19 protein-coding genes and 1 tRNA gene are annotated in these 21,472 nt (G+C 68.1%); 8 read left to right on the forward strand and 12 right to left on the reverse strand.

Translation table 11 applies throughout. From position 1 onward, the window contains the following. Window positions 1–21: 21 nt before the first annotated feature. The 6 genes from ilvN to LVJ59_RS03290 form a co-directional block, all read right to left on the reverse strand. Window positions 22–531 carry an acetolactate synthase small subunit gene (gene ilvN, locus LVJ59_RS03265; RefSeq protein ID WP_017830816.1) on the reverse strand — a complete coding sequence of 170 codons (510 nt, stop codon included), beginning with the start codon at window positions 529–531 and terminating at the stop codon, window positions 22–24. A gap of 3 nt (window positions 532–534) precedes the next feature. Beyond that, window positions 535–2,337 (reverse strand): acetolactate synthase large subunit, encoded by a 1,803-nt coding sequence (locus tag LVJ59_RS03270; protein WP_232761981.1) that lies wholly within the window; start codon window positions 2,335–2,337, stop codon window positions 535–537. Window positions 2,338–2,388: 51 nt separating this feature from the next. Beyond that, the gene (gene ilvD, locus LVJ59_RS03275) at window positions 2,389–4,107 is read right to left on the reverse strand and encodes a dihydroxy-acid dehydratase (RefSeq protein ID WP_047519236.1); all 1,719 of its coding nucleotides are present in this window, start codon (window positions 4,105–4,107) and stop codon (window positions 2,389–2,391) included. A 9-nt stretch (window positions 4,108–4,116) separates the two neighbouring features. Beyond that, a complete protein-coding gene (otsB, locus tag LVJ59_RS03280) occupies window positions 4,117–4,914 on the reverse strand; it encodes a trehalose-phosphatase (protein ID WP_131490887.1) in 798 nt (265 codons plus the stop codon). A 49-nt stretch (window positions 4,915–4,963) separates the two neighbouring features. Then, a complete protein-coding gene (locus LVJ59_RS03285) occupies window positions 4,964–6,370 on the reverse strand; it encodes a trehalose-6-phosphate synthase (protein ID WP_232761982.1) in 1,407 nt (468 codons plus the stop codon). Between the two features lie 66 nt (window positions 6,371–6,436). After that, window positions 6,437–7,696 carry an MFS transporter gene (locus LVJ59_RS03290; RefSeq protein WP_153243965.1) on the reverse strand — a complete coding sequence of 420 codons (1,260 nt, stop codon included), beginning with the start codon at window positions 7,694–7,696 and terminating at the stop codon, window positions 6,437–6,439. 213 nt (window positions 7,697–7,909) lie between these two features. Here LVJ59_RS03290 and LVJ59_RS03295 point away from each other — a divergent pair, with 213 nt between their 5' ends. Then, window positions 7,910–9,115: a PLP-dependent aminotransferase family protein gene (locus LVJ59_RS03295; protein WP_232761983.1), complete on the forward strand. Its 1,206-nt coding sequence runs from the start codon at window positions 7,910–7,912 to the stop codon at window positions 9,113–9,115. Between the two features lie 9 nt (window positions 9,116–9,124). Beyond that, entirely contained in the window at window positions 9,125–9,424 is a 300-nt protein-coding gene (locus LVJ59_RS03300) for a hypothetical protein (RefSeq protein ID WP_047519243.1), read from the forward strand. A gap of 24 nt (window positions 9,425–9,448) precedes the next feature. Here the strand turns inward: LVJ59_RS03300 and LVJ59_RS03305 are convergent, their stop codons facing one another. From LVJ59_RS03305 to LVJ59_RS03315, 3 genes are read right to left on the reverse strand one after another with little or no spacing between them, the layout of a single operon-like run. Next, the gene (locus LVJ59_RS03305; protein WP_232761984.1) at window positions 9,449–10,639 is read right to left on the reverse strand and encodes an acetyl-CoA C-acetyltransferase; all 1,191 of its coding nucleotides are present in this window, start codon (window positions 10,637–10,639) and stop codon (window positions 9,449–9,451) included. Next, window positions 10,636–11,301 (reverse strand): 3-oxoacid CoA-transferase subunit B, encoded by a 666-nt coding sequence (locus LVJ59_RS03310; RefSeq protein WP_232761985.1) that lies wholly within the window; start codon window positions 11,299–11,301, stop codon window positions 10,636–10,638. Before LVJ59_RS03310 ends, LVJ59_RS03305 begins: the two co-directional genes overlap by 4 nt. A 1-nt stretch (window position 11,302) precedes the next feature. Beyond that, entirely contained in the window at window positions 11,303–12,076 is a 774-nt protein-coding gene (locus LVJ59_RS03315; protein ID WP_153243963.1) for a CoA transferase subunit A, read from the reverse strand. Between the two features lie 105 nt (window positions 12,077–12,181). Between LVJ59_RS03315 and LVJ59_RS03320 the strand changes: the two genes are divergently transcribed. Genes LVJ59_RS03320 through LVJ59_RS03335 form a run of 4 tightly spaced genes read left to right on the forward strand, consistent with a single transcriptional unit; the run spans window position 12,182 to window position 15,198 of the window. Next, entirely contained in the window at window positions 12,182–12,970 is a 789-nt protein-coding gene (locus LVJ59_RS03320; protein WP_232761986.1) for an IclR family transcriptional regulator, read from the forward strand. A 36-nt stretch (window positions 12,971–13,006) separates the two neighbouring features. Then, the gene (locus LVJ59_RS03325) at window positions 13,007–13,444 is read left to right on the forward strand and encodes a MarR family winged helix-turn-helix transcriptional regulator (protein ID WP_232761987.1); all 438 of its coding nucleotides are present in this window, start codon (window positions 13,007–13,009) and stop codon (window positions 13,442–13,444) included. Further along, complete coding sequence (locus LVJ59_RS03330; RefSeq protein WP_374199066.1) at window positions 13,435–14,670, forward strand: MFS transporter; 1,236 nt, start codon at window positions 13,435–13,437, stop codon at window positions 14,668–14,670. Before LVJ59_RS03325 ends, LVJ59_RS03330 begins: the two co-directional genes overlap by 10 nt. A 45-nt stretch (window positions 14,671–14,715) precedes the next feature. Then, window positions 14,716–15,198, forward strand: coding sequence for a YbaK/EbsC family protein (locus LVJ59_RS03335; protein WP_134353598.1), 483 nt, complete (start codon window positions 14,716–14,718; stop codon window positions 15,196–15,198). Between the two features lie 22 nt (window positions 15,199–15,220). On the opposite strand, the gene LVJ59_RS03340 is transcribed toward LVJ59_RS03335, so the two are convergent. Beyond that, entirely contained in the window at window positions 15,221–16,753 is a 1,533-nt protein-coding gene (locus tag LVJ59_RS03340; protein WP_232761989.1) for an Ig-like domain-containing protein, read from the reverse strand. 197 nt (window positions 16,754–16,950) lie between these two features. After that, window positions 16,951–17,026: transfer RNA gene (locus LVJ59_RS03345), tRNA-Lys, on the reverse strand. Between the two features lie 153 nt (window positions 17,027–17,179). On the opposite strand from LVJ59_RS03345, the gene LVJ59_RS03350 reads away from it, so the two are divergent. Together LVJ59_RS03350 and LVJ59_RS03355 are read left to right on the forward strand one after the other, a co-directional pair. Next, complete coding sequence (locus tag LVJ59_RS03350; protein WP_232761990.1) at window positions 17,180–17,977, forward strand: inositol monophosphatase family protein; 798 nt, start codon at window positions 17,180–17,182, stop codon at window positions 17,975–17,977. A gap of 21 nt (window positions 17,978–17,998) precedes the next feature. After that, window positions 17,999–18,568 (forward strand): hypothetical protein, encoded by a 570-nt coding sequence (locus LVJ59_RS03355; RefSeq protein ID WP_134353595.1) that lies wholly within the window; start codon window positions 17,999–18,001, stop codon window positions 18,566–18,568. 8 nt (window positions 18,569–18,576) lie between these two features. Here the strand turns inward: LVJ59_RS03355 and LVJ59_RS03360 are convergent, their stop codons facing one another. Continuing rightward, entirely contained in the window at window positions 18,577–21,447 is a 2,871-nt protein-coding gene (locus LVJ59_RS03360) for an HAD-IC family P-type ATPase (RefSeq protein WP_232761991.1), read from the reverse strand. Between the last annotated feature and the right edge of the window lie 25 nt (window positions 21,448–21,472).

The raw sequence follows: 21,472 nt of genomic DNA on the forward strand, positions 1-21,472 counted from the left end.
TAGGTGTGATGGTCTGGAAGGTCAGCCGCGCAGGACGCGTTCGGTGATGCTCTTGCCGCCTCGGCCGATGGCGAGAAGACCGGACTGGGCGATCTCCTTGATCCCGAAGGGCTCGAGCGCGCGAAGCATCGCGTCGACCTTGCCCTTGTCACCGGTGACCTCGATCACGAGGGCATCGGAAGCGTAGTCGACGACGGACGCACGGAAGAGGTTCACGACCTCGATCACGTTCGACCGGGTGGCGTTGTCGGTGCGCACCTTCACGAGCATGTGCTCGCGCTGCACGGACGTGGCGAAGTCGAGCTCGACGATCTTGATCACGTTGATCAGCTTGTTGAGCTGCTTCGTGACCTGTTCGAGCGGGAGCTCATCGACGTCGACGACCACCGTGATGCGCGAGATCCCGGGGACCTCGGTCACGCCGACGGCGAGGGAGTCGATGTTGAAGCCGCGGCGGGCGAAGAGCCCCGCGACACGGGTGAGAAGACCGGGGGTGTTCTCCACCAGCAGGCTCAGCACGTGGGTCGACATGGCTCAGTCCTCCTCGTCGAATGCGGGCGCGTGCTCGCGGGCGTACTGGACATAGCTGTTGCTGACTCCCTGGGGGACCATCGGCCACACCATCGAGTCGGCGCTCACGACGAAGTCGATCACCACGGGGCGGTCGTTCGTCTCGAGTGCGAGCTGGATGGCGGCATCCACCTCTTCTTCCTTCTCCACGCGGATCGCGAGGCAGCCGTAGGCCTCGGCGAGCTTCACGAAGTCGGGGATGCGGATCGTGCCGTGCCCGGTGTTGAGGTCGGTGTTGGAGTGGCGACCGTCGTAGAACAGCGTCTGCCACTGGCGGACCATGCCCAGCGAGGAGTTGTTGATGATCGCGACCTTGATCGGGATGTTGTTGATTGCGCAGGTCGCGAGTTCCTGGTTGGTCATCTGGAAGCAGCCGTCACCGTCGATCGCCCAGACGGCGCGGTCGGGTTCGGCGACCTTCGCGCCCATTGCCGCGGGGACCGAGTAGCCCATCGTCCCGGCACCGCCGGAATTCAGCCAGGCGTTCGGGCGCTCGTACTTGATGAACTGCGCGGCCCACATCTGGTGCTGTCCGACGCCGGACGCGTAGATGCCCTCGGGTCCCGTGAGCTCACCGATCCGCTGGATGATGTACTGCGGGGCCAGGAGCCCATCGGTCGTCGGAGCGTAGCCGAGCGGGAACTCGGTGCGCAGGCCGTCGAGGTATGACCACCACTCCGCGATGTCGGGCTTCACGCCCGCGGTCGCTCCGCGGAAAGCCGTGTCGAGATCGGTGAGCACATCACGCACATCACCGACGATCGGCACGTCGGCGGTTCGGATCTTGGAGATCTCCGCGGGATCGATGTCGACGTGCACGACCTTGGCGTTGGGGGCGAAGAGCGCAGCCTTGCCCGTCACGCGATCGTCGAACCGTGCACCGAGGGACACCAGGAGATCGGCCTCCTGCAGCGCCAGCACAGCGGGAACCGTGCCGTGCATGCCCGGCATCCCGAGGTGCTGCGGGTGCGAGTCGGGGAACGCACCGCGCGCCATCAGCGTGGTGACGACCGGAGCGCCCGTGGACTCCGCGAGTTCGAGCAGCTCGGCTGCCGCCCGGCCGCGGATCACTCCGCCGCCGACGTACAGGACGGGCTTCTTGGCCTCGGCGAGGAGGCTCGCAGCCGCTTGGATCTGCTTGCCGTGCGCCTTGGTGACCGGGCGGTAGCCGGGGAGGTCGATCTTGGGCGGCCACACGAACGGTGCCGTGGCCTGCTGCGCATCCTTCGTGATGTCGACGAGGACGGGTCCGGGACGACCGGTGCCCGCGATCTCGTAGGCCGCAGCGATCGCACCCGGGATGTCGGCGGCGTCCTTCACCAGGAAGGAGTGCTTCGTGATCGGCATCGTGATGCCCACGATGTCGGCCTCCTGGAACGCGTCGGTTCCCATCAACGTCGAGAACACCTGACCGGTGATGGCCAGCAGCGGCACCGAGTCCATGTAGGCGTCGGCGATCGCCGTGACCAGGTTCGTCGCTCCGGGACCGGACGTCGCGATGCACACGCCCACCTTCCCGGAGGCCGAGGCATAGCCCTCGGCGGCGTGACCGGCGCCCTGCTCGTGCCGCACCAGGATGTGGCGGAGCTCGGAGGCGTCCATGAGCGGGTCGTAGACCGGGAGGATCGCTCCTCCCGGAAGCCCGAACACGTCGGTGACACCGAGCAGCTCGAGCGAGCGCACCACGGCCTCGGCACCGGTGATCTCCGGCGCAGACGTCGGACGAGCGGGCGGCCTCGGCACGGCCGGGGCGGAATCAGCAGTCATGAGTTTCCTTCTGATGATCTCTGGAGGACGCCGGATGCCGGAGCGTCCGGGTCAGCCGGTGGTCGCTCCCTCGGCGGCGGACCGCACGAGGCGCGAGTACTTGGCAAGAACGCCTCGGGTGTAGCGCGGGGGAAGCGGCTCCCAGCCGGAACGGCGGGAGGCGAGCTCTGCGTCATCGACGAGTAGATCGAGAGTGCGAGCTGCGATATCGACCCGTATCAGATCACCATCGCGCACGAAGGCGATAGGACCTGCGTCCACCGCTTCGGGTGCTATGTGGCCGATGCACAGGCCGGTTGTGCCGCCTGAGAATCGTCCGTCCGTCAAGAGTAGTACATCTTTTCCGAGCCCCGCGCCCTTGATCGCCGCCGTGATGGCGAGCATCTCCCGCATACCCGGTCCGCCCTTGGGGCCTTCGTAGCGGATGACGATGACGGTGCCGGGCTCGATCTCCCCGTCGGCGACCGCATCCATCGCGGCGCGCTCGCGCTCGAACACACGGGCGGGCCCCTCGAACACCGCTGCATCGAAGCCCGCGGTCTTCACGACAGCGCCCTCCGGTGCGAGCGAGCCGTGCAGGATCGTCAGGCCGCCGGTCGCGTGGATCGGGTTGTCGAACGTGTGGATGACCTCGCCGTCGATCGGCATGGGGTCGAGGTCCGCGAGGTTCTCGGCCAACGTCTTGCCGGTGACGGTGAGAGCGTCGCCGTGCAGCAGCCCCTCATCGAGCATCGCCTTCATGATCACCGGAATGCCGCCGTGACGGTCGACGTCGTTCATGACGTACTTGCCGAACGGTTTCATGTCGGCGACGTGCGGGACCTTGTCCCCGATGCGGTTGAAGTCGTGCAGGCTCAGCTCGACGTCGGCCTCGCGGGCGATCGCGAGCAGGTGGAGCACGACGTTGGTGGAGCCGCCGAGAGCCATCGCCAGCGCGATCGCGTTCTCGAACGACTCCTTGGTCAGGATGTCGCGGGTCGTGATGCCCTGGCGGAGCAGGTTGACGACGGCCTCGCCCGAGCGGTGCGCGAAGTAGTCGCGACGACGGTCCGCGGCGGGCGGCGCGGCGGATCCGGGAAGGCTGAGACCGAGGGCCTCGGCGACCGAGGCCATCGTGTTCGCGGTGTACATGCCACCGCAGGCTCCTTCACCCGGAGCTATCGCGCACTCGATGCGCTTGAGGTCCTCTTCGCTCATGAGACCGGCACGGCACGCACCGACCGCTTCGAACGAATCGATGATCGTGACGTCCTTCTCGGTGCCGTCCGAGAGCTTGACCCACCCCGGGGCGATCGAACCGGCATAGAGGAAGACGCTGGAGAGGTCGAGGCGTGCACTGGCCATGAGCATGCCCGGGATCGACTTGTCGCAGCCGGCGAGCAGGACGGAGCCGTCCAGACGCTCGGCCATCATGACCGTCTCGACCGAGTCGGCGATGACCTCGCGGGACACGAGCGAGAAGTGCATGCCCTCGTGGCCCATCGAGATGCCGTCCGAGACGGAGATCGTGCCGAACTGCAGCGGGTACCCGCCGCCGGAGTGCACGCCTTCCTTCGCTCCCTGAGCGAGCCTGTCGAGGCTCAGGTTGCAGGGCGTGATCTCGTTCCAGCTCGAGGCGATGCCGATCTGCGGCTTGTCCCAGTCCGCGTCCCCCATGCCGACGGCACGGAGCATACCGCGGGAGGTCGTGGCCTCGATGCCGTCGGTGACGACGCGGCTGCGGGGCTTGATGTCGATGGGCGCGCTGCTGGCAGGATCATGCGAGGACATGACGGAAGTCTATTGCCGCGCGGCGGTGCGTTCGTCCGCCAACGCCTCCAGAAGCTCGGCGATCTGTTGTGGAGTGTCCACACGCAGGGTCGCAGCGCTCTCCCCCGGGCCCACCCGCACACCGAGATCATCCGGTCCCAGCACGCGCATCGCGTCCTCATCGGTCACGTCGTCGCCCGCGAACAGGATGCCGGTGGCGTCGAAGCGCTCCCGCAAAGCGGTCATCGCGGCGTCCTTGCCCTCCGTGCGCGATGAGAACTCCAGCACACGGTGTCCTGCCCGACGGCGCCAGTGCGGGAAGCGCTCGGCGACCAGCGCATCGATCTCGGCGAAGACGCGCTCCTCCGTCTCGCGATCGGCGCGCCGGGTGTGCACACCCATACCGAACGTCTTCGGCTCGAACTCGGCACCCTCGTAGCGCGCGATGATCGGCTTCGCGGCGGCCCAGAGCTCTTCCCGGGTGCCGTCCTCGTCGAAGGCGTCATGGACGGCGTCAGGGTCATCGCCGGGGAACCAGTACTGGGCACCGTGCGAGCCTGCCAGTGCGATCGCGGAGTCATCCGTGTGCTCGGTGATCACGCGCAGATCGTGCATGCTGCGTCCGGAGACGTAGGCGACGACCGTGTCGGGCAGCGCCGCGAGTCGCTCGACCTGGACGGCGACTTCGGGGAGCGCACGCGCGGCCATCGGGTCGGGCACCAGGGGTGATGCGGTGCCGTCGAAGTCGAGGGCGACGACCAGCCGAGGCGTCGCCGCCAGCGCGCTCAGGTCTTCGTCGGCGGTTCCGGGGGTCCAAGGGCGCGTCACAGCTTCTCCAATCCGCGGGGCGTACCCCGTGTCTCCATTGCGAGGTCGATCAGCGCGCACGCACTTCGGCGAGCGCGGCCAGGAACGAGGAGGACCAGGCGTTGACGTCGTTGTCCAGGACACGCCGGCGAAGCGATCTCATGCGCCGTCCCTGGTCGGCAGGAGACATCTCCACCGCGGTCATGATCGCGTCCTTGAGGCCCTCGATGTCGTGCGGATTGACCCGCACGGCCTGTCGGAGCTCGTCCGCGGCACCGGTGAACTCGCTCAGCACCAGCACACCGCGGTCGTCCACGCGGGTCGCGACGTACTCCTTCGCGACGAGGTTCATGCCGTCACGGAGAGCGGTGACCAGCATCACGTCCGCGGCGAGGTAGAGCGCGACCATCTCTTCGCGCGGGTACCCCTGGTGCAGATAGCGGATGGCGGAATGCCCGACCGTGTCGGTGTCGCCGTTGATGCGGCTGACCGCGAGCTCGATCTCGTCTCGCAGGTGCACGTACGCGTCCACGCGCTCCCTGCTGGGGCTCGCGACCTGGACCAGCGTCACGTCCTCGATCTTGAGACGCCCTTCCGCGAGCAGCTCCCCGTAGGCCTTGATGCGGTGGCGGATGCCCTTGGTGTAATCGAGGCGGTCGACGCCGAGCAGGATGCGCTTCGGGTTGCCGAGGCTGGCGCGGATCTCCGCTGCACGGGCCCGGATGTCCGCGCGTCCCGCGAGTTCGAGGTAGGGCGCGGTGTCGATCGAGATCGGGAAGGCCTTGGCCAGAGCCTGCCGCACGCCGTCGCCTTCGGGGACGGAGACGTTGGGCCCCTTCACCTCGTAGCGGAGCCGGCGGCGGACGGCCGTCAGGAAGTACGTGGCGTCCTGAGCGCGTTGGAACCCGATCACGTCGGCACCGAGCAGCCCACGGAGCACCTGGTCACGCCACGGCAGCTGCGCATACAGCCCGTGAGCGGGGAAGGGAATGTGGTGGAAGTACCCGATCGTCACGTCGGGCCGGATCTCGCGCACCATCTGCGGGACGAGCTGCAGCTGGTAGTCGTGCACCCAGACCGTGCCGCCCTCGGCCACCGCGGACGCCGCCGCCTGCGCGAATCGACGGTTGACGGTGACGTAGGCCTCCCACCATTCACGGTGATACTGCGGGGGCGCGATCACGTCGTGGTAGAGCGGCCAGATCGTGTCGTTCGCGAAGCCCTCGTAGTACTCCGCGACCTCCTGCGCGCTCAGCGGGACCGGGACGAGTTCGATGCCACCGGCTTCAAACGGGGCCAACTCGACATCGGCCTGACCGGCCCAGCCGACCCAGGCACCGTGCACGTTGCGCATCATCGGCTCGAGAGCGGCAACGAGTCCTCCCGGCGACGTCCGCCAGACCTCCTCGCCGTCAGGCCCCTCCACCCGATCGACGGGCAGCCGGTTGGCGACGACGACGAAATCTGCAGCTGCCAAGGGGGCTCCTCACACCAGGGGGTTGAGTCCAACTTACCCAGGTTGGCGTGACTCTGCCGCGCGGTGTCAGACCGTCACGGACAGACGACGCCGCTCACCGCTGAGAACCCAGTTGGCGGCCCCGGCCGCGAACGTGATGAAAGCGGCGACCATCGGCAGGAGGAGAGCGGCGGAGGTGCCGATGCTCTCGGCGATCTCTCCGGTGACGGCTGCGCCGATGGACTGCCCCACGACGACGCCGGAGCCCAGCATCGTCATGACGGTCGCGGAGCGACCGAGCGGGCTGCGGGCGGCACCGAAGCTGTACTGGGTCACGAGAGTCGGGCCGATGCCGATGCCCATGATCGCGAGAGCCAGGACCATCGCGCCCGGCGAATCGACGATGCTCAGCAGGAGCGTGCCGACGAACAGGATTCCGGAGAAGACCAGCCAGCGCGCGCGCAGCGAGAACGCGGGCGGCAGCCAGGCCACGCCCAGGGCGAGCAGGGCGGAGCCGACCCCCATCACGCCGTAGAGAAGGCCGGCCTGCTCCGGGGCGCCCCGATCCGCCATGAACGAGGTGAGCGAGGTGAGCATGGCTCCGAAGAACATCCCGACGCCGAGGATGCCGACGACGACGATCAGCAGCCGCGGGCGGAACAGCTCCGAGACGGCCGAGGGCGCTCTCCCGTCGGCGTCACGGTCCTGCGAGACGTGGCGGCCGCTCGGGTGGAGGGCGAATGCCCCGACGAACACGACGGTGAGAACGGCGGCACCGACCAGCGGCGCCCACGGCGAGATCGCCGACGCCAGGATGCCGACCAGGAACGGGCCGAACACGAAGACGGTCTCGTCGGCGGCGGACTCGTACGCCATCGTGCCGGACACCGTGCGATCACGGCGCGCCTCCGGCATCCGGTCCCGGATGATCGTGACCAGTCGTGAGCGCGAGAGCGGAGCGACCTGCGGCGCCGTCGCACCGATGCCGACCGCGGCGAGCAGTACGAACCCGTCCGCGGCCGTGCCGTAGACCACGAACGTGAAGAGCAGGAGCATCGCGCCGTTCGCCAGCGCGAGGATGACCAGCACCGCGCGCTGACCGAATCGGTCGGCGGCAGCGCCGAGCAGAGGCCCGAAGCACGCTGTGCCCAATCCGACGGCAGCCGACGTCAGGCCTCCGAGCGAGAGGGATCCGCGCGCGGAGACGACGACCGTCAGCACGCCGACGACCATCATCGCGAAGGGCAGACGTGCGATGAAGGCGATGAGGAAGTACGGGAGGCCCGCGATGCGGAGGAGGCTCGGGCTCTGCGGGGCGGATTTCGGTGATGCGGGTGCGTGTGTCATGGCTCTCGCGCGTCGATGACGCGATGTCGGGTGCCGCCGCTGTCCGCCGGATTGCCGGCGGCCGGTAGATACACGGTGTGTGCGGCCGCGGGCGAGCCGCGACGCACCCAGGATAGCGGATATGGACGAGGAAAGCCCGGGAATCGGCCGGTGCAGGGAGGGTCTATCCTGGGCGGCACCCGTCTCACGCTGCCGCCCCCGAGGAGGATTCCGTTGCCCACCACCGCCCCTGTCGCCGCGGCGACCGTCCCGCTTCCCTCACGCTCGCAGCGGGCCGGAACGGCCAAGACCTCCCCGGTGCGTGATCTGCTCGCACTGACCGAGCGGCCGGAGGTCATCTCGTTCGCCGGGGGTCTCCCCGCACCCGAGCTCTTCGACATGGACGGCATCCGTGCTGCGTTCGACGCCGTCCTGGCCGCTCCCGGTGTGCTGCAGTACTCCACGTCGGAAGGCGACCCGCGGTTGCGGGAAGAGGTCGCACGGCGCTACTCGATCGACGGACTGCCCACCGCCGCATCCGATCTGATCATCACGACGGGTTCGCAGCAGGGACTAGGACTGCTCGCGACGACACTGCTCGACCCCGGAGACACGATCCTCGTGGAGGAGCCCTGCTATCTCGCCGCCCTGCAGACGTTCGCGCTGGCGGGGGCACACGTGGTGGGCGTTCCCTCGAACGGTGATGACCTGGATCTCGAGGCGCTGGACCGACTGGCGTTAACGCACGGGCCGAAGTTCTTCTACACCGTGCCCACGTTCCAGAATCCGACGGGACGAACGCACGGGCTCGAGGCCCGCAGACGCATCGCGGAGATCGCGAGGAACCGAGGATTCCGCATCATCGAAGACGAGCCGTACCGCCAACTGAGGTATTCGGGTGAGCCCCTCCCCTCGCTGGCCGAGCTGGCACCCGAGCATGTCGTCAGCCTCGGCAGCTTGTCGAAGGTGATCGCTCCCGGCCTGCGGATCGGATGGATCCGCACGACGGCCGACATCCGCTCGACCGTGACGATCGCCAAGCAGGCAGCCGATCTGCACACCTCGACCATCGATCAAGCGGCGGCCGCCCACTACCTCGTCTCCGGTCGCAGTGAGCCCGCGCTCGACCGGATCCGCGACGCGTACGCCGCCCGCCGCGACGCGATGCTCGAGGCGCTGCCGACCGCGCTGCCCGAGGGCAGCACGTGGACTCGACCGGACGGCGGCATGTTCGTCTGGGTCCGCCTCCCGGAGGGCTCCGACGCCACGACAGCGCTCAGGAGAGCGCTGGCTCGGGACGTCGCGTTCGTCCCCGGCACGTCGTTCTCCTCCGGCACCCCGGATCCACGGACGTTGCGCCTGTCCTTCACGACCTACTCCCCTGCCAGGATCCGGGAGGGCTTGTCAAGGCTCGGTGCGACATGGGGTGCGGACGGGTAGCGTAAAGGGATGCGCTACCTCTTCAGCACCGGACTCGTCGCTGCGATCTCCGCGGGTGTCTCCCTGCTGCGCGGCACCCGCGAACAGCCCATCACCTGGCGCGCCCTTCTGTCGTGGCTGAGCTGGGGCATCACGATGGCTCTGGCGATCGGAGCCGTCGTCGACATGAACCGTGAACGTCGCGGTGTGCTCGTCGATGCCGACTCGCCGCAGTCGGTCAAGAAGGCGAAGAAGGCCCAGCGGCTCCAGTTCCGTTCACAGAAGGCTCTCGCCGACACGCAGGACCACGCCCAGGACGCACGGCGCTGAGTCCGAGCGTCCTGGACGGGCACATCAGCGTGTAAGGATCAGCGCTTCGCCCTGACCCCCTCCCCCGCAGAGTCCGACGGCAGCAGTTCCTCCGCCACGACGCACGAGTTCGTGCACCGCATGGACCACGAGACGGTTACCGGAGGCCCCGATCGGGTGGCCGATCGCGATGCCCCCTCCGTGGATGTTCACGATGCCGTCATCGAGTCCGAGCTCGGTCTGCGAGCGTGCCACGACAGCGCCGAAGGCCTCATTGATCTCCACGACGTCGAGATCCGCGGGCGTGATGCCCTGCTTCTGACAGGCGCGCTCGATCGCGCGCGCCGGCTGCGCCTGCAGCGAGTTGTCCGGCCCGGCGGTCTGACCGCTCGCCCCCACCCGTGCCAGGACGGGCCAGCCCTTCGCCTCCGCCGTGCGCCGCGTGGTGACGATCACGGCCGATGCGCCGTCGGAGATCTGGGACGAGTTCCCCGCGGTGATGGAACCGCCCTCGGCGAAGGCGGCACGCAGTCCGGCCAGCGTGTCGACCGTGGTGTCGGGGCGGACCCCCTCGTCTTTCGTGACCCGCAGCGGCTCCGCCCGGCGCTGCGGCACCTCGACCGTCACGATCTCCGCATCGAAGACTCCCGCTTCCTGCGCGGTGGCCGCGCGCTGGTGCGACAGCGCGGCGACGCGATCCTGCGCCTCCCGGGTGAGCTCGAAACGGGCGTTGTGGCGTTCCGTGGACGCGCCCATGCTCTCGCGGTCGTACGCATCGGTGAGACCGTCGTAGGCCATGTGGTCGAGGACCTCGACGCTCCCGTACGTCCAGCCGTCGCGCGAGCCCATGAGCATGTGCGGCGCCCGCGTCATCGATTCCATCCCCGCTGCCACGACCACGTCCGCGTCGCCCGTGGCGATCATCCGCGCCGCGTCGATGATGGCCGTCAATCCGGACAGGCACACCTTGTTTACCGAGTGGGCCGGCACATCCCAGCCGATGCCCGCGCCGATCGCCGCCTGGCGCGCGGCGTTCTGCCCCGAGCCCGCGGCCAGCACCTGCCCCACGATCACCGCGTCGATGTCGGCCGGATCGACCGAAGCCTGCGCGAGCGCGCCACGGATCGCGAAGGATCCGAGCTGCGGCGCCGTGAAGGCGGCCAGTTGTCCCTTCAGCCGCCCCTGCGGCGTTCGGGCCGCGGAGACGATGACGATGACGTTCTCGGTGTCGTTCATGGTGCAGGGGTCCTTCCCTCGAGGAGATCCGGGTGGATGGTGAGCGGGGGCTGTGTCACGTCGACGACCTCGTCGACGGTGACGCCGGGCGCCGTCTCGACGAGGACGAGCCCTTCCTCCGTGACGTCGATCACGGCCAGGTCGGTGATGATCCGATCGACCACCGCACGACCGGTCAACGGGAGTGTGCATTCGTCGACGATCTTGGCCGAGCCGTCCTTCGCGACGTGCTCCATGAGCACGATGACGCGCGCTGCGCCGTGAACGAGATCCATGGCGCCACCCGGCCCCTTGACCATCTTGCCCGGGATCATCCAGTTCGCGAGATCACCGGCGGCAGACACCTGCATGGCGCCGAGGACGGCGGCGTCGATCTTCCCGCCGCGGATCATGCCGAAGCTCGTGGCCGAGTCGAAGAAGGCGGCGCCCGGGAGGGTCGTGACCGTCTCCTTGCCGGCGTTGATCAGGTCGGGGTCGACGGCCTCTTCCCGGGGGTAGGGCCCGACGCCGAGGATGCCGTTCTCCGACTGCAGCACGACCGTGGTCCCGGCAGGCACATGGTTGGGCACGAGCGTGGGGAGACCGATCCCGAGGTTCACGTAGGCACCATCCGGGAGCTCGGCTGCGGCTCGGGCAGCCATCTGGTCTCGCGACAGTGCCATCTCAGGCTCCTTCCACGGCGACGGTCCGCCGTTCGATGCGCTTGGGGATATCGGTGCCGACCTCGACGATGCGGTGCACGAAGACTCCGGGGAGGTGGATGCTGTCGGGGTCGAGCTCGCCCGGCTCCACGAGTCGTTCGACCTGCGCGATGCAGATCCGGCCCGCCATCGCGGCGAGGGGATTGAAATTGCGTGCCGCCTTGTTGAAGACGAGGTTGCCGTGGCGATCGCCTTGCGCCGCGTGCACGAGCGCGAAGTCGGTGACGATGGCCTCTTCCAGGACGAACTCCTGGGGCACGCCGTCCACGTCGAACGCGCGGACGTCCTTGACGGGAGAGGCGACGGCGATCGAGCCGTCCGAGTTGTATCGACGAGGCAGACCGCCCTCCGCGACCTGGGTGCCCACGCCGGTCTGCGTGTAGAAGGCCGCGATGCCCGAGCCGCCTGCCCGCAGCTTCTCAGCCAGGGTCCCTTGAGGCGTGAGTTCGAGTTCGAGCTCGCCGCTCAAGAACTGGCGCTCGAACTCTTTGTTCTCCCCCACATAGGACGACGTCATCTTCCGGATGCGCTGCGCGGCCAGCAGGACCCCGAGCCCCCAGTCGTCGACGCCGCAGTTGTTGCTCACGACGCTGAGGTCCTTCGTCCCCTGTGCCAGCAGTGCCTCGATCAAGGCGATCGGATTGCCGGACAGGCCGAAGCCACCGACGGCCAGCGAGGCGCCGTCCGGGATGTCGGAGACGGCTTCGGCCGGTGACTCCCATTGTTTGTCGATCACGTCTGCTCCTTCGAAAGCGTGCGTGTCTCCAGCTTCCCCCTCTCCCGGCGCCCGGGGGCAGTCCGTTCTTGTGATGTGGTCACATCCGGAGGTAGCGTCCACAATATGGAATCCCCCGACCGTTCCGTCCCCGGCGCACAGGCGATCGCCCGAGCGGCACGCCTCCTCCGCCTCGTGACGTCTTCCGGCGTGGACGGCGCGAGCCTGCACGACCTCGCCCACGCCGCCGACCTGTCCCGCTCGACCGCGCACCGCCTCCTGAGCGCACTGCGGGCCGAGGGGCTCGTCGATCGAGACGAGGACAGCACGCTCTGGATGCCCGGCCCTGAGCTGTTCCTCATGGGGTCCGTGGCGGCGGCGCGCTACGACGTGACCGCGCTCGCACGGGACATCGTGCGCTCACTGGCCGTCAAGACCGAGGAGAGCGCGTTCTTCTCGGTGCGCCGTGCGGACGAGACGGTGTGCCTGCTGCGCGAGGAGGGTTCGTTCCCGATCCGCTCCTTCGTCCTGAGCGAAGGAGTCCGGTTCCCCCTCGGTGTGGCGAGTGCAGGGCTCGCGATCCTGGCTTTCCTTCCTGACCACGATGTGGACGCGTATTTCGGCCGGCACCCCGAGCTTGAGAGCGGGTGGGGGCGGGCACACGGCCCCTCCGCTCTGCGCACCCGCCTGACCGAGACGAAGGAGCGCGGATACTCGGTGAACCCCGGCCTGATCGTCGAGGGCAGCTGGGGCATCGGCGCGGCCGTCTTCGATCGCAGCGGGCGACCGGAGTGGGCATTGAGCCTGACGGGCGTGGAGTTCCGATTCGGTCCCGATCGTCTGGCCGAGCTCGGACGAACCCTTCTCGCGCACGCCCACCAGCTCTCCGCCCGGATCGCCGGCGCTCGACGCTAGATCCAGTTACATACCACCGGGTATATACTCTCTGGTATGAATCGCTCGGATGTCATCCCATCACTGGTGCTCTCGGGATATGCCCTCGGACGCATCGCCGCTCAGGATGCCGGCAACGACGCACCTGCTGCACAGTGGCGAGTGCTGAGCCTTCTGGAGCAGTCAGGATCGCGACGTGTGGGAGAGCTCGCTGCTGCCGCCCGCACGACCCAGCCCGGGATGACCCGGCTCATCGGGGGCCTGGAACGCGAGGGACTCGTCCTCCGCTCCCCCGACGCCGACGATTCCCGCGCGACCGTCGTCGACATCACGCCGCAGGGCGCCGCTGCCATCGATGCGTGGCGTGCAGAGTTCCGGGAGACGCTGGCGCCTCGGTTCGCTGCGTTGAGCGAGGAGGACTGGTCGGCTCTCACTCGTGCGGCGGAGATCCTCGCCGCACACACCGCCACAGAACGAACAGGAGAATCTCGGTGAACACCCCCACCACCTCATCGGTGTGGAAGCAGCCCGCGCAGGTCTGGGCGGTCGCGTTCGCGTGCGTGGTCGCTTTCATGGGCATCGGCCTCGTCGATCCCATCCTTCCCGCGATCGCCGATTCGCTCCAGGCGTCTCCGGTCGAGACGGAACTGCTGTTCACCAGCTACCTCCTCGTCACAGGGCTCGCGATGCTCGTCACCAGCTGGATCTCCAGCCGGATCGGCGCAAAAGCGACCCTGCTGATCGGCCTCGCGCTGATCGTGGTCTTCGCGCTTCTCTGCGCCGTGAGCGGCAGCGTCGACGCAGTCATCGGCTTCCGTGCCGGATGGGGGCTCGGAAACGCGCTGTTCATCTCGACGGCGCTCGCGACCATCGTGGGCGCGGCGTCCGGCGGGAGCAGCGCGGCGATCATCCTGTACGAAGCGGCGCTCGGCCTCGGCATCGCCGTGGGCCCTCTGCTCGGCGGCGTCCTCGGCGAGCAGAGCTGGAGGGGACCGTTCTTCGGCGTCGTCGTACTGATGGCGATCGCCTTCGTCGCCGTGCTCGTGTTGCTCCGCGGTCCGGGTGAGAAGAGGGTGCCGGTGCCGTTCTCCGCTCCGTTCACGGCACTGCGTCGCCCAGCGCTCGCGACGCTCGCGATCGCTGCGCTGTTCTACAACATCGGCTTCTTCGTGCTGCTGGCCTTCTCGCCGTTCCCCCTCGGCTTCGGCGCGCTCGGCATCGGTCTCACTTTCTTCGGATGGGGAGTCGCCCTCGCCGTCACGAGCGTCTGGGTGGCCCCCGTGCTGATGCGTCGGATACCGCGCACCCGCATCATCCTTCTCGTCCTCCCCTTGCTCGCGGCCGATCTGGTCGTCGCCGGGCTCGTCGTCGGGAGCGCACCGGCCCTGGTGGCGTGCATCGTCATCGGCGGCCTGCTGCTCGGCGTGATGAACACCGTGCTCACCGAGGCTGTGATGGAGGCCACGGATCTCCCGCGCTCGGTCGCGTCCTCCGCGTACTCGGCCGTGCGCTTCCTCGGAGGTGCGATGGCGCCTCCGATCGCCGCCCTGCTGTGGCACGCATTCAACGCGACGGTGCCGTACCTCTTCGCGGCGGTGTCCGTGTTGCTCGCCGCGCTGACCGTGTTCCTCGGTCGACGCGTTCTCGCACACATCGACGACGAGCCGCAGGACACCGCCACCGAGGATGCGGCCGCGATCCTCGTCGGCGACGCCGGCTGACCAGGAGGACACAGGCGGCGGAGCAGCATTGGATATCGTGGGGCGATGAGCGAAGGCACCCTCCTCCCGGAACGCAGCAGGCTCGTGCAACAGCACCTGGTCGATGCGGGCGTGGACACCACGATCCGCGTCCTTCCCGACTCGGCGCGCACGGCGGCCGAAGCGGCGGCCGCGATCGGATGTGACGTCGCGGCGATCGCGAACAGCCTGGTGTTCCTCGCCGATGGCGAACCCGTCCTCATCATGACCAGCGGCGGACACCGCGCAGACTTCGCCGTCCTGACCGAGAGCATCGGGGCGGTGGAGATCTCGATGGCACCGGCGTCCGTGGTCCGCGCCGCCACCGGCCAGGCGATCGGCGGCGTGGCGCCCGTCGGACACCCCGCGCCGCTGCGCACCTTCCTCGACGAGGCGCTCCAGGATCACGATGAGCTCTGGGCTGCGGCCGGCCACCCGCACACCGTGATGCCCCTCACCTTCGAGCAGCTTCGGGTGATCACGAACGGGGCCGTCATCCCCGTCGCGTAGCACGGGTCGACCGAGCTGCGTCTTACTCCTGACGTCGGCGGGCGCGTGCCCCAGCGAACACCGTCAGAGCGATGCCGAGCAGGAGCGCTGCTCCACCGCCCCAGAGGTACCCCGCCGGCACGTCTCCACCGGTTGTGGCAAGTGATCCCTGCCCCGTCAGCGGAAGCTCGTTCGGCGGGGTGACCGCGTCGGGCGGGGTGCCCGTGTCGGGCGTGGTCGGCGGAACCACCGGCGGCGTCACTGTGGCGGTGTTCGTGAGCGTGATCGCGATGGCCGCACCCCCGCCGATCGTGAACTGGGCTGACCCATCAGCCCGCCCGCTGACGCCGCTGCCGGAGAACACAGGCGTACCCCACTCGACCCCCTCGACGGCTGGAGGCGTGAGTTCCACGAGGGTGACGACGGTACCCGCAGGCAACGGAATTCGAGACGTCGCCTCTCCTGCAGCCACCCTGAGCGTCCGCTCCACCGCCGGTTCGCCGTAGCTGTAGCGGACCGTGTAGACCGCGTCGGCCGGAACCTCCGACGAGCCCGATCCTTCGAGAACCTTGGTCAGCGTGAAGTCACCCGACGCGCTGCCGTCGCCTGTGCCCCCGCCCGTGACGCGCCAGGCCAGGTCATTCCGCAGCGTGAGACCGTTCACGTCGGCCACGTTCCCGTAGGTGGCGCCGGAGGCCTGCGAACTCGGCACGGTGAAGTACTTGACGAAGTAGGTGCGCGTCGGGTCGATCGGCCCGGGGATCACGAGATCGAACCCCGTTCCCTCCGCGTTCCAGCCGCCGGTCCAGTTCGACACGTCCTTGGCGTCCTGGTCGAGTCCGTCCGTGCTCCAGACGACGAGCGCCCCATCTTCGTTGTGATGCTCCGCGAACTGGTCGTCAGCCGTGGTCAGCATGTCGTGGATGACGAGGGAATCGACGTTCTGGAACTGTGCGCCGGGAAGGACCAGCTGCCACGCGATCCTGCCGTCGGCCGTCTGCCATGACCACTTCTGCGGTTCCGTGGGCAAGGGCGACGCCGGACCGATCCCGCCACCGGGGACCTCGACGGGCGTGATCTTGCCGTCGACGACGAACTCCACCGTGCTCTCGGTCGTCTGTTCGTCAGCGCTGGCTGCGAACCACAGCGATCCGTTGACTCCCGTGCGTCCGTCCACGAAGTCTGTGAGCGTGCAGGTGACGACGGGAGCGGCGTCAGCGCTCACGGTGCATTCGGCGACGGTCTGACTCGGATCCTCGACGGACGGCACCGAGAAGGTCATTCCGGCGCGTCCGAGCTGGCTCGGGAGCGTGAATCCGAACGTCTGCCCGCCGACGGCGCCGTCCGGCACCGCCCACTCGGCATCGACACGGATCTGCTGGTACTGCGTGACCGATGATCCACCGTTCATCGTCGTGACGGTGATCGATGCCGCGTCGATGGCCGCGGGATAGTCGTACTCCGCGGCTGTCGCCGCTCCGGCGCCCACGAACGTCATGACAGCGGTGAGCGCTGTCGCGGCGATGGCCGTGATGGTCGTTCGGCGTGCGCGTGCACGTCCAGGATGTGTGTTCACGTTTCTCCCCAGTTCTCTTGACACGCCACACCCGGATCCTGCTGTCATACAGCAGCGCATCCGTACGAGGTGCGGCGTATCCCCACGGGGAGAGACGACGTCCTGCCGATTCCGTTACGCGAGTTCCCGGAAATCCGTCGGGAGATCTCCATGAACGACGAAATGTCCTGAAACTGGCGAGAGTTTCAAGACCTTTCTGGTGCACCCCCTGGGACTTGAACCCAGAACCCACTGATTAAGAGTCAGTTGCTCTGCCGATTGAGCTAGAGGTGCGTGGCCCGGGAGAACCCCGACCGAGGAATTACATTACCAGCCGACGGACCCCATGTGAAATCGGGGTCGCCTCGGGCGCGCCGCCGCCGACTCACGCGGAAACCTGGCCGTTCGACACTCTGGCCACGCCGTCGTGACGACTATTCTGAGACCGTGACCGACTCCCCCCTCACCGACTCCCTTCGCAGCGATCTCGAACTCGCACTCCGCCTCGCCGATGCCGCCGACGCCCAGTCGCTCCCCCGCTTCGACGCCGCCGATCTGGAGATCTCGACCAAGGCTGACAACTCCCACGTGACGGATGCCGACCTCGCCACCGAGCGCGCCATCCGCCGCGTCCTGGAAGCCGAGCGCCCCGAAGACGGCATCTTCGGTGAGGAGTTCGGCGCACAGGGAAGCACCCACCGCCAGTGGATCATCGATCCGATCGACGGCACAGCGAATTTCCTCCGTGGCGTTCCGCTCTGGGGCACGATGATCGCGCTCGCGATTGACGGAGTGCCGCAGGTCGGCGTCGTGAGTATGCCCGCTCTCGGTCGCCGCTGGTGGGCGGCCATGGGTGGCGGAGCCTGGACTGCCACCGAAGGCGAGCCCCGACGGATGCAGACCTCGGCGGTGGACTCCCTCGACGACGCCAGCGTCAGTTTCCAGAGCATCGCGCAGTGGGCGGACGCCGGTCGTCTCGACACCCTGCTGAGCATCGGCGCACGAGTCTGGCGTGACCGCGCCTACGGTGACGTCTACGCGTACATGCTCCTCGCCGAGGGCCGCATCGACATGGTCGCGGAATTCGGCGTCAAGGAGTACGACATCGCCGCCGCCGTGCCGATCGTCCGAGAAGCGGGTGGCCGGATGACCGCCGTCGACGGAGACGAGACGATCTCGGCGCGCTCGACACTGGCAACCAACGGCCGTCTCCACGACGACTTCCTGACACTCATCAACGACTGATCCGGACGAAAGGGGCCCGCGATGAAGACGCGCATCATGTCCGCCACCGCGGGCGTCGTGCTGCTCATCGCTGCCCTGACTGCGTGCGCGGCACCGGAGGCGTCGCCGGCCACGCCTACTCCGGATCGAGTGACCCCGAGTCCCGTGGCGACTCCCGAGCCGGCAGCATCGACGGCGCCCGAGCCTCCTGCCGAGGAGCTCACGTGCGAGTCCATGATCTCGGCGGGGACGGTCACCGCTCTCACGGACGCCGGATGGACCGCACAGTCCAAGGAGTTCGTCGTGGGCGGCGTCGAACTCACCGAGGGCCTGCTGTGCTTCTGGGCCGACTACAGCGTCGGTTCCGATCACGGTCAGCTCTACGGCTGGTCGCCGACGACATCGGAAGAAGCCGCCGACGCGCAGGCCGGTCTCCTCGCCGAAGGGTGGAAGCGTGAAGACGACGCCGCGGGCGTCTACTTCACCGAGGACCCTCAGTACTCGATGGGAACCGATGCGGACGGGTATGGGATGACCTACCTGTTCGGCGACGGATGGGTGAAGTTCGCCGACACCAGGCAGGGCCTGATCCTCGTCGAGTGGACGGGCTGAAGACGTCGCTACGGCCGCGCGGCGCCCATCGAGCTCTCTCTGATGCGTCCGAATCCCCGCGCGACCGGGGGTGACCACATCAGCGTGATGACGGTCGCAGCCACCAGCACCGTCACCGCCGCACCCCAGTCCCACCGCTCGCCGAAGACGATGACGACGGCGTTGAGCGCGATGGCGACCCCGAGGAAGATCGTGAGCATGAGCCGCGAGAGTCCACTGCCACGACGTATTCCGGCAGCGACCGCGAGCACCAGAAGGCCGAACAAGGCGATCGCCGCACCGGCGAGGGAGAACGCCGACGTGCTCACATCCGGGTCGTAGCGACCGAGGAAGACGAGGATGCCGAAGCCCGTCGCGAGGACACCGAACGCATACGCGAGCACCACGACCACTGTCGTGATGATGCCCGCAACGACGCGAGCCGGAGGGGTCGTCGCCGTCGACGGCCGCGCGCCGACCCGCGTGGTCGTGGCCGTCTTCGGGCTCAGGACGAGGCGGCGATGAAGCAGACGCACGACCTCTATCGCGGCGACCATCACGATCGTGATACCCGTGAGCGCGATGGCGAGGTCTTCACCCGGGTCGACCAGTACGAAGAACTCTCGGGCGAGCGGGATGGTGAAGACCGCGATCAGCAGGACGAACATCGCCCCCACGACGAACACCTTGAACCGGTTGAGCGGACGTGCGAGCACCGCCAAGATCCAGATCCCGACCACAGCGAGGATCACGGTGGCCCCCGTCCGCAGCTGTTCCTCGTGGACTCCGAGGCCTCGCGCGACGAACGTGTACCAGGTCAGGCCGAGGGCGACCACGACTCCCGAAGGGATCGCGAAGCTCAGCGAACGTCGCAGGAACCCCGGCACGTACCGGGCCGCGTTGGGCATGAGGGCGAGGAAGAAGGCGGGAATGCCGATCGTCAGGCCATCGGTGATCGACAGTTGGCGCGGCAGGAAGGGGAACTCGAGCACGAGCACCCCGAACATGATCGCGAGCAGTGTCGCGTACACGGTCTTGTTCAGGAAGAGCATCGACACGCGTTCGATGTTCGCGATCACCTGACGCCCTTCCGCGACGACATCGGGCAGGTGCGAGAACTGTCCGTCGAGGAGGACGAGCCTGGCGACCGCCTTGGTGGCGGGCGATCCGGAGTTCATGGCGATGCCGATGTCCGCAGCCTTGATCGCCAGGGCGTCGTTGACGCCGTCGCCCGTCATGGCGACCGTGTGCCCGTGGCTCTGCAACGCAGTGACCATGCGCTTCTTCTGCTCGGGGGTGACGCGTCCGAAGACCGAGTGCCGATCGAGGACGTCGGCGAGTTCGGCATCGCCTTCCGGTAGCCGCCGTGCGTCGTAGCCCTCCGCGACGTCGAGGCCGACCTCACGGGCGATCGCAGCCACCGTGCGCGGGTTGTCGCCGGAGATGATCCGGATGCCGACCTCCTGCCGTGTGAAGTACTCGAGGGTCTGCGCCGCGTCGGGCCTGACCTGCTCGCGGAAAGTGAGGACGAGGACGGCCGTCAGCTCACTCGGAAGCTGCTCGGACTCGACGTCCGCCTCGGACAGCGGTGTCTCGGAACGACCGAGGACCAGAGTGCGCCGACCGGTCTCGGCGAGGGTGGTGACCATGCGTCCGAGCTCGGTCGCGTCCGACGTCGCCACGTCTCCGAAGACCATCTCGGGTGCCCCCATCACCCAGGTTCCGGGGATCTCCGCGAACGTCGCCGCGCTCCACTTGCGCGCCGAGGAGAACGGAACGTAGCCGCGCACGACGAGAGGCTGCGTGACCGGATACGCCGTGGCCATCGATCGCGCCGTCGCGTTCGCATCCGGCGAGGCGGCGAACCAGGACAGGACCGCCGCGGCGGTGCCGGAGAGCTCCGTCGTGCTTCCGGCGAGGGGATGCGCCACGTCGAAACCGATCTCCCCGACCGTCAGGGTGCCGGTCTTGTCGAGGCACACGACATCGACGCGCGCGAGGCCCTCGACGGCGGGGAGCTCATTGACCAGCACTTGTCGACGCGCGAGTCTCGATGCCCCGACGGCGAAGGCGATGCTCGTCATCAGCACCAGGCCGAGCGGAATCATCGCGGTCAGCGCCGCGATGGTGTTCACGACCGCCTGCACCCATGCGCCGCTCGAGAACACCGTGGCGTATCCTCCACCGACGATGATCTGAGCGTTCAGCACCAGCAGCCCGACCGGGCCGATGACCCAGCTCACCCATTTCAGAACGCGGTCGACCGAAGCGCGGAGCTCGCTCGAGACGAGGGAGAAGCGCTTGGCCTCGCCGGCGAAGCGGTTCGCGTACGAGTCCGCCCCCACTCGGGTCGCCTGAGCAGTCCCTTCGCCGCCGACGACGACAGCACCCGAGAGAGCATCGTCGCCCGGCTGCTTCTCCACGGGGTCCGATTCGCCCGTGAGCATCGACTCGTCGATCTGGAGACCGCGCGACATGAGGACGCGGGCATCGGCCGGCACCTGTTCACCGGCGCGCAGGATGAGCACATCGTCCAGGACCACTTCGCCGGGTGCGACCTCGGCTTGCACGCCCTCTCGGAGCACCAATGCTCGTGGCGCATTCATCAGCGCGAGGCGGTCGAGCGCGGACTTCGCGCGGAACTCCTGCACGCATCCGATGATCGCGTTCGCGAAGGCAGCGAGTCCGAACAGCGCATCCTGCCAGCGCCCCACGAGGAACAGCACGAGGAAACAGGCGAAGACGATGCCGTTGAAGAGCGTGAACACATTCGCCCGCACGATGCTCCACGCGCTTCGGCTCGTGTCCGCCGAGAACGCGTTCGTCTTCCCGGACGCGACACGCTCTGCGACCTCCGCGCGCGTCAGACCGTTCGTGTCAGTTTCGGTCGTCGACTCCACAGACCTCAATATAGGTCCCTGCCCC

The organism is Microbacterium sp. KKR3/1, assembly GCF_021272365.1.
Classification (GTDB): domain Bacteria; phylum Actinomycetota; class Actinomycetes; order Actinomycetales; family Microbacteriaceae; genus Microbacterium; species Microbacterium aurugineum.